This is a genomic window from Agromyces sp. NPDC058136 (assembly GCF_042884375.1).
Lineage (GTDB): Bacteria > Actinomycetota > Actinomycetes > Actinomycetales > Microbacteriaceae > Agromyces.
Window position 1 is genome coordinate 776,963 of the sequence record NZ_JBHVUA010000001.1, and the last position, 13,462, is coordinate 790,424.

10 protein-coding genes are annotated in these 13,462 nt (G+C 69.2%); 7 read left to right on the forward strand and 3 right to left on the reverse strand.

Going from position 1 to position 13,462, the window contains the following annotated elements; translation table 11 throughout:
- Positions 1-125: 125 nt before the first annotated feature.
- Entirely contained in the window at positions 126-440 is a 315-nt protein-coding gene (locus ACFVTX_RS03695) for a hypothetical protein (protein ID WP_386898129.1), read from the reverse strand.
- 76 nt (positions 441-516) lie between these two features.
- Here ACFVTX_RS03695 and ACFVTX_RS03700 point away from each other — a divergent pair, with 76 nt between their 5' ends.
- From ACFVTX_RS03700 to pstB, 7 genes are all read left to right on the forward strand, one after another.
- A complete protein-coding gene (locus tag ACFVTX_RS03700) occupies positions 517-1,206 on the forward strand; it encodes a DNA-binding response regulator (RefSeq protein ID WP_386898130.1) in 690 nt (229 codons plus the stop codon).
- A 119-nt stretch (positions 1,207-1,325) separates the two neighbouring features.
- On the forward strand, positions 1,326-3,533 hold the full coding sequence (locus ACFVTX_RS03705) for an RNA degradosome polyphosphate kinase (RefSeq protein ID WP_386898131.1): 2,208 nt from the start codon (positions 1,326-1,328) through the stop codon (positions 3,531-3,533).
- A complete protein-coding gene (locus tag ACFVTX_RS03710; protein ID WP_386898133.1) occupies positions 3,530-4,468 on the forward strand; it encodes an NUDIX domain-containing protein in 939 nt (312 codons plus the stop codon). Before ACFVTX_RS03705 ends, ACFVTX_RS03710 begins: the two co-directional genes overlap by 4 nt.
- Before the next feature lie 152 nt (positions 4,469-4,620).
- A complete protein-coding gene (locus ACFVTX_RS03715) occupies positions 4,621-5,712 on the forward strand; it encodes a phosphate ABC transporter substrate-binding protein PstS (RefSeq protein WP_386898134.1) in 1,092 nt (363 codons plus the stop codon).
- Between the two features lie 120 nt (positions 5,713-5,832).
- The gene (gene pstC / locus ACFVTX_RS03720; protein WP_386898135.1) at positions 5,833-6,771 is read left to right on the forward strand and encodes a phosphate ABC transporter permease subunit PstC; all 939 of its coding nucleotides are present in this window, start codon (positions 5,833-5,835) and stop codon (positions 6,769-6,771) included.
- Positions 6,771-7,868, forward strand: coding sequence for a phosphate ABC transporter permease PstA (gene pstA / locus ACFVTX_RS03725; RefSeq protein ID WP_386898137.1), 1,098 nt, complete (start codon positions 6,771-6,773; stop codon positions 7,866-7,868). The genes pstC and pstA overlap by 1 nt, the downstream gene beginning before the upstream one ends.
- A gap of 22 nt (positions 7,869-7,890) precedes the next feature.
- Entirely contained in the window at positions 7,891-8,670 is a 780-nt protein-coding gene (gene pstB / locus ACFVTX_RS03730; protein WP_386898139.1) for a phosphate ABC transporter ATP-binding protein PstB, read from the forward strand.
- A gap of 100 nt (positions 8,671-8,770) precedes the next feature.
- Here the strand turns inward: pstB and ACFVTX_RS03735 are convergent, their stop codons facing one another.
- Entirely contained in the window at positions 8,771-10,609 is a 1,839-nt protein-coding gene (locus ACFVTX_RS03735) for a glycosyl hydrolase family 18 protein (RefSeq protein ID WP_386898141.1), read from the reverse strand.
- 230 nt (positions 10,610-10,839) lie between these two features.
- On the reverse strand, positions 10,840-13,437 hold the full coding sequence (locus ACFVTX_RS03740; protein WP_386898143.1) for a glycosyl hydrolase family 18 protein: 2,598 nt from the start codon (positions 13,435-13,437) through the stop codon (positions 10,840-10,842).
- Positions 13,438-13,462 lie beyond the last annotated feature (25 nt).

Genomic DNA, 13,462 nt, shown 5'->3' on the forward strand with positions numbered 1-13,462 from the left:
CCCTTGAAGAGCTTGTAGACGACGACCCCGCTGATCCACGCGATCGCGAGGCTCGCAAGACCGAGCAGACCGATGAAGAGGAGTTCGAGGGCGAGCAGCTCAGACATACCGCCGAGTCTATCCGCTCAGCGGGCGGCGAAGGGCGCGAGCAGCAGCGCCGCGAGCGAGACGATCACGACGGCCCCCGCGATCGACGCCGAGACGCGGCCCACGAACCCCTCGGGGCGACGGGTCGCGAGCTGCACGACGAGGGTGCCGAGCACCGCGACGGCGAGCACGACGCCGAGCGCCCCGTAGACGCCGAGCCACGAGGCGTCCCGGAACCACACCTCGAGCCCGCCGACGGCGAGGCCGCCGACGATCACGGAACCCACGACCGCGATGGCCCAGATGAGCACGACGCTCCCCCACCCGAAGCGCGTCTCGGACTGCTCGACCATGTCTCTCCGTTCGTGTCGCGGAACGGCGGCGGCCGTCCCGTAGTATTGACCGCACCTTACTACTGGAGGGTGTGGCGTGGCGCAGCTGCTGATCTTGACGCCGACGGCCAACGACGACGTTCTCCCGGCGCTCGCACTGCTGACCCATCGGGTCAGGGTGATCCCCGCCTCGCCCGAACAGCTGGTGCGGGCCCCCGACGCCGACCTCGTGCTGCTCGACGCGCGCACCAATCTCGCAGGTGTGAAGGCCCTCGCGCAGATCCTCAAGACCACGGGGCTCTCGGCGCCGCTCGTGCTCGTGATGACCGAGGGCGGGCTCGCCGCGGTCACGCCCGACTGGGGTGTCGACGACGTCGTGCTCGAGGGCGCCGGCCCCGCCGAGATCGATGCGCGCATCCGGCTCGCGATCGGGCGTTCGCAGCAGAGCCAGCCGAGCGAACGCATCCAGACCTCGGGCGTCGTCATCGACGAGGCGAGCTATTCGGCGAAGGTGCACGGCAAGCCGCTCGACCTCACGTACAAGGAGTTCGAGCTGCTCCGCTTCCTCGCGGCGCACCCGTCGCGCGTGTTCACCCGCGAACAGCTGCTGAGCGAGGTGTGGGGCTACGACTACTTCGGCGGCACCCGCACGGTCGATGTGCACGTGCGTCGCCTCCGCGCGAAGCTCGGCGATCTCGAGTCGCTCATCGGCACGGTGCGCAACGTCGGCTACCGCTTCAACGTCCATGAAGACGACGAGGGCGCAGCCCCCGTCACCGCCCGTTAACCGGCCCCTCATCGGCGCGTTCAGGCTGCGCGTCATGATGTGCATGGGCGCAGCCCCCGTCACCGCCCGTTAACCGGCCCCTCATCGGCGCGTTCGGCCCTGCGTGCCATGATGTCAAGATGAGCCCCGACAGCATCCTCGAGGACGACCGCACGTCAGACCGCACGGCGAGCGACTTCGACGACGACTTCGAACCCTTCGACACCGAGGGCGCCCCCGAGCTGCCGGCCGAGCGCTATCTCGACCGCGAGCTCAGCTGGCTCGCGTTCAACCAGCGAGTGCTCGAGCTCGCCGAGGACGACCGGCTGCCGGTGCTCGAGCGGGCGAACTTCCTCGCGATCTTCGCGTCGAACCTCGACGAGTTCTTCATGGTGCGGGTCGCGGGGCTGAAACGCCGCATCATCACGGGTCTCGCGGTGCCGACGAACGTGGGCCGTGCGCCCGCCGACGTCTTGAGCGACATCTCGAAGAAGGCGCACGAGCTGCAGGAGCGCCACGCGGCCGCCTACCAGAACCTGGTGAAGCCCGCCCTCGCCGATCACGGCATCCACATCGCGAGGTGGAGCGAACTCGCCGAAGAGGAGCAGGCGCACCTCCACGACTACTTCTCGAAGCAGATCTTCCCGGTGCTCATGCCCCTCGCGGTCGATCCGGCGCACCCGTTCCCCTATATCTCGGGCCTCTCGCTGAACCTCTCGGTGCGGGTGCGCAACAGCCGCACGGGCCGCCAGGAGTTCGCGCGCGTGAAGGTGCCGCAGATGCTGCCGCGCTTCGTCCGCGTCGACCCGGGCGAGTCCTTGGAGGATGCCCGGTACATCACCCTCGAAGACCTCATCGCGAACCACCTCGGCGACCTCTTCCCCGGCATGGAGATCGTGGAGCACCACGTGTTCCGCGTCACCCGCAACGAGGACGTCGAGATCGAGGAGGACGAGACCGAGAACCTCATCAAGGCGCTCGAGAAGGAGCTGCTGCGGCGCCGCTTCGGCCCGCCGATCCGGCTCGAGGTCACCGACGACATGGACGAGGTGACGCTCGGCCTCCTCGTCCGCGAACTGGATGTCACGGAGCAGGAGGTCTACCGCCTGCCCGCGCCGCTCGACCTCGGCGGACTGTTCGACCTCTCCCGACTCGACCGCCCCGAGCTGCACTACCCGACGCACGTGCCGACGACGGCGGTGCAGCTGCAGCCGAGCGAGTCGAACCTGCGGGCCGACGTGTTCAAGGCGGTGTCCCGCCAGGACGTCCTGCTGCACCACCCGTACGAGTCGTTCGCGACGAGCGTGCAGGCCTTCCTCGAGCAGGCCGCGGCCGACCCCGACGTGCTCGCCATCAAGCAGACGCTGTACCGCACCTCGGGCGACAGCCCGATCGTCGAGGCACTCATCGACGCGGCCGAGTCGGGCAAGCAGGTGCTCGCCCTCGTCGAGATCAAGGCCCGCTTCGACGAGCAGGCGAACATCACGTGGGCGCGCAAGCTCGAGAAGGCGGGCGTGCACGTGGTCTACGGGCTCGTAGGGCTGAAGACCCACTGCAAGCTCGCGCTCGTGATCCGCCAGGAGAAGGGCGTGCTGCGCCACTACAGCCACATCGGCACGGGCAACTACAACCCGAAGACGAGCCGCATCTACGAGGACCTCGGGCTCCTGACGGCCGACGACCAGGTCGGCAAGGACCTGACGCGCCTCTTCAACGAGCTGTCGGGCTACGCGATCGAGAAGAAGTTCAAGCGCCTCCTCGTGGCCCCCCTGCACCTGCGCAAGGGCCTCCTGAAGCTCATTGCGACCGAGATCCGCAATGCGGAGGCCGGCAAGCCCAGCGGCATCCGCATCAAGGTGAACTCGATGGTCGACGAGGCGATCATCGACGCCCTCTACCGGGCCTCGAACGCGGGCGTGCCGGTGGAGGTGTGGGTGCGGGGCATCTGCAGCCTGCGGCCCGGCATCCCGGGGCTCAGCGAGAACATCACGGTGCGCTCGATCCTCGGCCGCTACCTCGAGCACTCGCGGCTGTTCTGCTTCGAGAACGACGGCGACCCGCAGATCTACATCGGTTCGGCCGACATGATGCACCGCAACCTCGACCGCCGCGTCGAGGCCCTCGTGCGCCTCACCGACCCGCAGCACCTCGCCGAGGTGCAGGGCCTGTTCGACCAGGCGATGGATCCGTCGACGAGCTCATGGCACCTCGACGGCGACGGCGTCTGGACGCGCCGCTCGACCGACGACGACGGCCGCCCGCTCGCCGACCTGCAGAACGAGCTGATGCTCGAAGTCGCCCGGCGCACGAGATCGGCGCAGCGCCCGCGATCGGGGCAACGCCGGTGACGGCGACGGCCGTCTACGCCGCGGGCGCCGTGTGCTGGCGCATGATCGACGGCAAGCTGCACGTGCTCGTGATCCACCGCACGGTCTACGGCGACGTCACGATCCCGAAGGGCAAGGTCGACCCTGGCGAGTCGCTGCCGCAGACCGCGGTGCGCGAGATCGCGGAGGAGACGGGGCTCGGAGTCGCGCTCGGGGTGCCGCTCGGCATCTCGCGGTACCCGATGCCGAGCGGTCGCGAGAAGATCGTGCACTACTGGGCGGCCGAGGTGAGCGAGAGGGCGGTGCAGCGTTCGACGTTCAAGCCGAACGCCGAGGTCGCCGCACTCGAATGGGTGACGCCCAAGCGCGCCCGCGGCTACCTCAGCTACCAGCCCGACGTCGAGATCCTCGACAACTTCATGCAGCTCGTCGATCAGGGCGTGACCGCCACCTTCAGCCTCACGGTGCTCCGTCACGCCAAGGCCGTGGGCCGAAGCGGTTTCGAGGGTCCGGATGCCTCGCGGCCGCTCAGCGCTCGCGGCGTCGAACAGGCGGCGAGGCTCGTCGACACGCTCACCGCGTGGCGGCCGAAGCGCATCGTGTCGAGCCCGGCGGTGCGCTGCGTGACGACGGTGACGCCGCTCGCGGCCGCGACCGGGATCGAGATCAAGCGCGATGCCGGCATCAGCGAGGACGCCTGGCATGCCGGCGACAGCGAGGTGCGGCGCGTGATCGGCAAGCGCGTGCGGGCCGGCCGGTCGGCCGTGATTTGCAGCCACGGTCCGGTGCTGCCCGAGATCATGCGCGAACTCGCACTCGCGACCGGGACCCCGCTCGGCAGTTACGCGACCGATGCCGCCGAGCTCGAGCCGGGCGCGTTCAGCGTCGTGCATCTCTCGGCGACGAATCAGGGTTCGGGCATCATCTCGATCGAGACGCACGCCCCGCGCGCCTGAGCGCGTCATCTTCCGGCGGTTCCTGCGCGCCCGGATCCGTTCACCTCCCGTTTACCGAGGTGGCGGAAGCTCGTAAGGCGCGCTCGTTAGCGTCGCAGGCGGGTCGGCACCGGCCCACAACTCCTGCACTCACTCCCCGGAAGGGAAATCACGTGAACCTCAAGCGTTTCGGCGTGCCCGCCGTCGTCGCCGTGACCGCGGCGCTCGCGCTCAGCTCCTGCGCCTCGAACGAAGGCGCCGCCGCCCCCGAAGAGTCGACCTCGACCCTCGCGGGCAACCTCGTCGGCGCGGGCGCCTCGTCGCAGGACGCCGCGCAGCAGTCGTGGATCGCCGGTTTCCAGACCGCGAACCCCGACGTCACGATCGACTACGACCCCTCGGGTTCGGGCGCGGGCCGCGAGACCTTCCTCTCGGGCGCGAGCGACTTCGCCGGCTCGGACCGCGCGTTCAAGGACGAGGAGCTCGCCGCGGGCGGCTTCCAGAAGTGCGCCCCCGACTCGACCATCGTCGAGCTCCCCCTCTACATCTCGCCGATCGCGGTCGTCTTCAACGTCGAGGGCGTCGACTCGCTCGACCTCGACGCGGCGACCGTGGCGGGCATCTTCGCCGGCACGATCACGAAGTGGAACGACCCGGCGATCGCCGCGACGAACGAGGGCGTCGAGCTCCCCGACCTCGCGATCACGCCCGTCCACCGCTCGGACGACTCGGGCACGACCGAGAACTTCACCGAGTACCTCGGCGCTGCGGCGGCCGACGTGTGGACGTGGGAGGCCGACGGCGTGTGGCCGTTCGAGGGCGGCGAGGCCGCTCAGGGCACCTCGGGCCTCATCGACGCCGTGACCAACGGCAACGGCACGATCGGCTACGCCGACGCCTCGCGCGCCGGTGACCTCGGCACCGTCTCGATCAAGGTCGGCGACGAGTTCGTGCCGTACTCGCCCGAGGCCGCTGCCGCGATCGTCGACCACTCGCCGTTCGCCGAGGGCCGCGCAGAGGGCGACCTCGCGATCGAGATCGACCGCACCTCGGAGGAGGCCGGCGTCTACCCGATCGTCCTCGTCAGCTACCTCATCGCGTGCGGCGAGTACGCCGAGTCCGACAACGTCGAGCTCACGAAGGCCTACCTCTCCTACCTCGCGAGCCCCGAGGGCCAGGAGACCGCAGCCGCCGACGCCGGTTCGGCGCCGATCTCCGACTCGCTCCGCGAGAAGATCACCGCTGCGATCGACTCGATCAAGTAGTAGCTTCGTGCCCGACCCCCGAATTCCGCCAGGAACGACGGGGTCGGGCACGGCCGCGTCGTCCGGTTCACCCCGGCGGCGCACCCCAGAACCGCAACCCGACCCCGAGGATCGCACCAGATGACCTCCGCACCAGCCCCGATCAAGGCGAAGCTCCGCGTCGGCGACCTCGTCTTCTCCCGTTCGGCGGTCTTCGCCGGTTCGATGATCCTCGTGACGCTCGCCGCCGTCGCGCTCTTCCTCATCGTGCAGAGCATCCCCGCGCTCTCCGCCACGAAGGAGGACGCCTCGATCCTCGAGACGAACTTCTGGGAGTACGTCGGCCCCCTCGTCTTCGGCACCGTGTGGGCCGCGGCGCTCGCGCTCCTCATCGCGCTGCCGATCTCGATCGGCATCGCCCTCTTCATCTCGCACTACGCGCCGCGCAAGCTCGCCTCGGTGCTCGGCTACATCGTCGACCTGCTCGCCGCGGTGCCCTCGGTCGTCTTCGGCCTCTGGGGAATCGGCGTGCTCGCCCCCGCCGTCGTCCCGGCCTACACCTGGCTCAACGAGAACCTCGGCTGGATCCCGATCTTCGGCGGCACCGTCTCGGCCACGGGCCGCACGATCCTCACCGCCGCCCTCGTGCTCGCCGTCATGGTCCTGCCGATCATGACCGCCATCTGTCGCGAGGTGTTCCTGCAGACCCCCGTCCTCCACGAGGAGGCGGCGCTCGCGCTCGGCGCGACCCGCTGGGAGATGATCCGCGTCGCAGTGCTGCCCTTCGGCCGCTCGGGCATCATCTCGGCCTCGGTGCTCGGCCTCGGCCGCGCACTCGGCGAGACGATGGCGGTCGCCATGGTGCTCTCGGCGGCGCACGTCGTCACCTTCGACCTCCTCACGAGCGTCAACCCCACGACCATCGCCGCGAACATCGCCCTGAGCTTCCCCGAGGCGTACGCCCTCAACGTGAACGTCCTCATCGCGACCGGCCTCATCCTCTTCGTCGTGACCTTCGCGGTCAACGCCTTCGCGCGCTGGATCATCAGTCGCCGCAAGGAATTCTCGGGAGCGAACTGATGACTCTGCAGACCATGAACCCCGCGCCCGAGACGGGCACCCCCATCGCGAACTCGCTCACCGCGGGCCGCCTCCCCTCCTCCGCCCCCTGGGTGATCCTCGGCACCGCGATCGCGGTCTCGGCCGCCGTGTTCGGCGTCGTCGCGATCGGCGCAGGCTCGGGCTTCGACTGGGGCGGGGCGCTCATGGTCGGGGCGCTCCTCTACATCCCCGCGATCTGGCTCTTCTCGCGCCTCGTCGAGGGCGGGCGCCGCGCGACCGACCGGCTCGTGACCGCGCTCGTGACGGGCGCGTTCCTCCTCGCGATGATCCCGCTCGTCTCGCTCACGATCACCGTCGTGACCTTCGGCCTCGCGCGTTTCGACGCCGACTTCTTCTCGATGTCGATGCGCAACGTCACGGGCGAGGGCGGCGGGGCGCTGCACGCGATCGTCGGCACCCTCCTCATGACCGGCACCGCTGCGCTCATCTCGATCCCGATCGGGCTGATGACCTCGATCTACCTCGTCGAGTACGGCCGCGGCAAGCTCGCCCGCGGCGTGACCTTCCTCGTCGACGTCATGACCGGCATCCCCTCGATCGTCGCCGGCCTCTTCGCCTACTCGCTGTTCGCGATCTTCTGGGGCCCCGGCACCCGCACCGGCATCGCCGGTGCGGTGGCGCTCGCGCTCCTCATGATCCCCGTCGTCGTCCGCTCGAGCGAGGAGATGCTGCGGCTCGTGCCGAACGAGCTCCGCGAGGCGGCGTACGCCCTCGGCGTGCCGAAGTGGCTGACGATCGTGAAGGTCGTGCTGCCCACCTCGATCGCGGGCATCACGACCGGCATCATGCTCTCGGTCGCGCGCGTCATCGGCGAGACGGCACCGCTCCTCATCGCCGCGGGCTTCACCGCGAGCATGAACTACAACATGTTCGACGGCCGCATGCAGTCGCTGCCCGTGTTCGTGTACACGCAGTACGCGAACCAGGGCAACCCGGCCGAGGCGTTCCTCGACCGCGCGTGGGCCGCCGCCCTCACCCTCATCCTCATCGTCATGGCGCTGAACCTCATCGCGAGGCTCGTCGCCCGTCTGTTCGCGCCGAAGCTCGGCCGCTGAGCCCCAAGCAAGAAGGAATCACGTGTCCAAGCGCATCGAAGTCCGCGACCTCAACGTCTACTACAGCAAGTTCCTCGCGGTGGAGGGCGTCACCCTCGAGATCGAGCCCCGCAGCGTCACCGCCTTCATCGGCCCGTCGGGCTGCGGCAAGTCGACCTTCCTCCGCACCCTCAACCGCATGCACGAGGTCATCCCCGGCGCGCGCGTCGAGGGTGAGGTGCTCATCGACGGCAACAACCTCTACGACCCCGACGTCGACCCGGTGCTCGTGCGCCGCCAGGTCGGCATGGTGTTCCAGCGGCCGAACCCGTTCCCGACGATGTCGATCAAGGAGAACGTGCTCGCGGGCGTGAAGCTCAACAACAAGCGCATCTCGAAGTCCGAGGCCGACGAGCTCGTCGAGAAGTCGCTGCAGGGCGCGAACCTCTGGAACGAGGTCAAGGACCGCCTCGACCGCCCCGGCTCGGGCCTCTCGGGCGGCCAGCAGCAGCGTCTCTGCATCGCCCGCGCGATCGCGGTCTCCCCCGAGGTCATCCTGATGGACGAGCCGTGCTCTGCGCTCGACCCGATCTCGACCCTCGCGATCGAGGACCTCATCGAGGAGCTCAAGCAGCAGTACACGATCGTGATCGTGACGCACAACATGCAGCAGGCCTCGCGCGTCAGCGACAAGACCGCGTTCTTCAACATCGCGGGCACCGGCAAGCCGGGCAAGCTCATCGAGTACGCCGACACGACGACGATCTTCTCGAACCCCGCTGTTCAGGCGACCGAAGACTACGTCTCGGGCCGCTTCGGGTGATCGGCGGGCCGCGCGCAGCGCGGCACCGAAGCACGAATGACGGATGCCTCGGAGCGAAGTTCGCTCCGAGGCATCCGGCGTATTCAGGGGTGACGGAAGGTCAGCAGGCCTTCACGAGCTCCCAGGGTCCCCACTGCTCGGCGCCCGGGGTGTTGCCCTGGGTCCACCACTTCGCCTTGTACTCGCTGCCCGAGTAGCTGACCGTGGTGCCGCCGGAGTAGGCGCCCGCGGCCGTCCATGCCGCGGCCGAGCAGGTGCCGGGCTCGGGGTCGGTCGGGTCCGTGGGGTCGGTGGGATCCGTCGGGTCCGTCGTGCACGAGCCGACGAGGCCCCAGACATCGTTGGTGCCGGGGGCGTTGCCCTGGGTCCACCACTTCGCCGAGTACTCCTTGCCGTTGTACGAGACCTTCTGGCCGCCGGTGTAGATCGCGGTCGCGTTCCACGCCGCCGCGGTGCAGCCGGCCGGGTCCGTCGGGTCCGTCGGGTCGGTGGGGTCGGTCGGGTCCGTCGGGTTCGTCGGCCCCTTCGGGTCGGTCGCCGGGCCGGCGGGCGAAGCGCGGAGCTTGTCGGCGAGGGTGCCGATCAGCTCGCCGTTGCGGTCGCCGTCGAGCTCCCACCACATGCCGCCGCCGAGACCGAGCTCGGCGATGTACTGGCCCTTGCGGGTCGTCGACTGGGCGTTGTCGTAGCTCCACCACTGGTTGCCGTCGTAGCGCCAGGCCGCGCCGAGCGCCGCGTCGTAGTAGCCGGTGCCGAGGTTCTTGAGCTTGTCGTAGTCCTCGTTGCCCTTCTCCCACGTACCGGGGCCGGCCGCCGTGGCGGTACCCCACGCGTTCGACGAGGTCGCGCCCTGCCAGCCGCGGCCGTAGGCGGCGAGGCCGATGCCGAGCTGCTTCGGGGAGATGCCCGTCTTCAGGTACTCCTTGACGGCCTTGTCGACGCTGAACCGCTGGTGCGCGGCGCGCGTGTCGGCGGGGTCGTCGAAGAGGTTCGCCTGGTGGCCCGTGAGAGTCGGGTTCCACGCGCCGTGCAGGTCGTAGCCCTGCACGTTGCCGAAGTCGAGGTACCGGAAGTTCTCGGGGTCGTTCCAGCCGCCGGCTGCGATGTCGGAGGGGTTCGCCGGGAGGAACGCGGAGAGCTGGTACGGGTGGCCGTTCTCGGCGGTGAGCGCGTCGATCTGGGTGCGAAACTCCTTCAGCAGGGCCTTGAAGTTCGCCTTGTCGTTCACCTCGTCGACGTGGTTGCCGACCTCGCCGTTCTGCGAGCCGGGCCACTCCCAGTCGATGTCGATGCCGTCGAAGACACCGGCAGCGGCGCCGACGCCGCCACGGCCGTCGATGACCGGCAGGTTGCCGCGGAGGTACAGGTCGACGCAGCTCTTCACGAACTTCTTGCGCGTGGCGTCCGTCGCGGCCGCCTTCGAGAAGTTCTTCGACCAGGTCCAGCCGCCGAGCGAGATCATGACCTTGAGGTTCGGGTTCTTCGCCTTGAGCTGCTTCATCTGGTTGAAGGAGCCCGCGAGCGGCTGGTCCCAGGTGTCGGCGACGCCCGAGACGGAGTTCGCGGCGGTGTAGCCCATGCCGAAGTCGGCCCACGCGTCGCCGGCCCCGTCGGAGCCGTTCGGCCCTGTGCCCTGCGCCTTGTTCGCGATGAAGCACTCGAGCGTCTGGTTGTTGATGTTGCCGAACGCGTAGTTGATGTGGGTGAGGTCGGCTGCGGTGCCGGAGGTCTGCAGCTGCTTCGCTTTGAAGTCGCGGCCGTAGACGCCCCACTGGGCGAAGTAGCCGACATTGCGGTAGCCGTTGACGGCGCTCGGGGTCTGCTCGGCCGCGACGGCCGGCGAGGCGCCGACCGCGGCGAGACCGGCGACCATCGCGCCCGTCGCGAGGGCGGCGAGCGCGGTGCGCACCCCGCGCCCCGGAGTTCTCTGAATCTTCATGGCGTCCTTCGGTGAAGGGGAACTGAACGGGCACGTGCGCCCTTGGACACCTTCACGCTAGGGACGCGGTCCCGCTGCGGGCGTCCGCACGATCCACATGATCCGGCACCGTCCTCGCGGCCTACGTGGTTCTACGTACACCCGCGAACGGAAGGGGCGGGGGCTCCGCAGAACCCCCGCCCCGTGGCATCCGCACCGCTGCCGGTGGATGCCTCAGCTCGAAGCCCGCCTCAGCAGGCGACCCCCTGACCCCAGACGTCGTTCGTGCCCGGGGCGTTGCCCTGGGTCCACCACTTCGCCGTGTACTCGGAACCGTTGTACGAGACCTGCTGGCCGCCCGTGTAGATCGCGGTGGCGCTCCACGCCGCTGCGTCGCACGTGCCGGTGCCGCCCGTACCTTCTGTGCCGCCGGTGCCCGCGACCGGCTCGACGACGGTGACGCCGCGCGGCAGGTCGTAGAGGGTCGCGAAGGTCTCGGTGCCGACCTTCACTCGCAGGTTCGAGATCTCGGCGATCGGGAGGCGCCACGACAGCTTCGTGAACACGCTGCCGCCCGCGGGGATGCCGCCCGACGGCACCTTGATCGTGTACGTGTGGAAGTCGCCCTTGAGGCCCCCCACGTTCGACCCGGTGTGGTCGCTCGACACCTTGGTGATGCCCCAGCCGTTCTGCTCGCCCATCGCGCCGGTGTCGCTCGTCGCGGTGTCGAACGTGATCGTCGACCCCGCGGGGATCGCGGTCTTCGACCTGTTCGTGAACGTCACCTTCGGGTTGATCGGGTAGTTGCTGTCGCCGAGCGCGAAGTCGCCGAACTTCACCTGCAGGTCGATCGCCTTCGTCGGCATCTCGACGTTCGACTTCGTCGCGTCGTACGGCTGCGACTTCGTGAACGTGTCGTGCAGCTTCGAGACGAGCGTCGAACCCATCTCGTACTGCCCCTTCTGGGTGTTGTACTCGTAGTCGCCCGCGAGCTCCCAGATCATCGCGCCGCCGATGCCGTTCTGCGCGATGTAGTCGGCCTTCGCCGTGATCGCCTGGTCGGCATCGCCCGAGAGGAAGGTCTTCGTGGTCGCGTTCCACCACCACTCGGTCTTCGTCGTCTGGTCGAAGTGGTGCGTGTACGTGCCCGTGATCGACGTCGGCGAACCGTACGAGGCCGCGTAGTCGCCGACGACGCCCTTCTGCAGGTTCAGCACGTGCCAGATCGGGTTCGCACCCGCGCCGACCTCTGCACCGGTCTTGTCGAGGTCGTGCCACAGGTTGTTGATGCCGACCGCGCCGTTGCCGCACTTCGAGGTGCCGCCGATCGTCGGGCCCGTGCCCGGCGGGCACTTCGTCTGGTCGGCGAGGGGCGCCGTGCCGTAGAGGCCGTTGGTGCCGCCCTGCACGTTGTCCCAACCGCGCGTGTAGAACGGCAGACCCACGTTGATGCGGCCCGCCGGCATCGCGCCGCGGAAGTAGTGGTATGCCCAGTCGGTGTTGAGGTACCCGATGTTGCTGTACGCGTTGTACACGCCGCCGGCCGCGAGCTCGGGGTCCTTGCCGTCGTCGAAGAGCGGGCCGTTGCCGCCGACGTAGTCGTTCCACGAGCCGTGCAGGTCGTAGCTCATGATGTTGACGTAGTCGAGGTACGGGGTCACCTGGTACACCTCGGCGCCGCGGAGCAGCCAGCCCGAGGCGGGGGCGGCGACCGTGAGCAGGTAGTGCTTGCCGTCGGCTGCACCCGCGCGGTCGAGCTTCTCGCGCAGCGTCTTCATGAGCGACTCGTACCCCGCCCAGAGCTTCGCGCGACGCGGCTCGGAGAAGGCGAAGTCGTCGGGGCTGCCGGCCTTGCCGTTCGAGTTCGCGTACTCGTAGTCGATGTCGACGCCCTCGAAGCCGTAGGTGCGGATGAACTGCACCGCCGAGTCGGCGAACGCGTCGATCTTCGCCTGCGACTCGGTCATCGTGTAGAAGCCGCCGTCGGCGACCCGGGCGCCCTGCGCGTCGAAGTAGCCGCCGGTCTCGGCCCAACCGCCGACCGACACGAGCGCCTTCACGCCCGGGTTCTGCTTCTTGTACTTCGTGAGCAGGTTGAAGTGCCCCTCGTACGGCAGCGTCGGGTCCATCTCGGCGCCCGCGACGCCCGGCCAGGTGAGGTCGGTCGCCGCGTTGCCCGCGACCGTCTGGTTCACCGAGACCTTGCCCTGCGCGTCGATGTGCGCAAAGGCGTAGTTGATGTGGCTGAGCTTCTTCCACGGGATGTCGCTCGCGAGGTAGCTCGGGGCGCCGTTCACGCCCGTGCGCCAGCTCGTGAAGTAGCCGATGACACGGTTGTTGAGGCCGTTCGGCAGCTTCTCACGGCCCTGCTCGTCGTAGATCGTGCAGTAGGGCACGTCGACGCCGGGGGTCTGGTAGAGGCCGTCGGGGCGGCACTTCTCGTCGGGGTTCGTCGTCCACGGGGTGCCCGGCTCGGGCGTCGGGGTCGGCGTGGGCGTCGGCGTCGGCGTCGGCGTCGGCGTGGGGGTCGGGGTCGGGGTCGGGGTCGGCGTGGGGGTCGGGGTGGGCGTCGGCTCCGGTGTTCCGGTGCCGCACGCGGCGCCCGCCTGCCACGGACCCCACTGGCCGGTGCCCGGCTCGTTGCCCTGGGTCCACCACTTCGCGGTGTAGTTGATCCCGCCGTGCGAGGCGGCCGCGCCGCCCGAGTACACGCCGGTCGAGGTCCACGCCGGGGCGCATGCCTCGGCGGCGCTCGCCATCGCCGCGGGAAGGAGGCCTGCGATGAGCAGTCCGATCCCCGCAGCGGCGACGGCGGCCTTCGAGCCGCGCCCGAACTTCAGTGTTCGCATCTCGTTCCTGTCTGCCTGTCGTGCG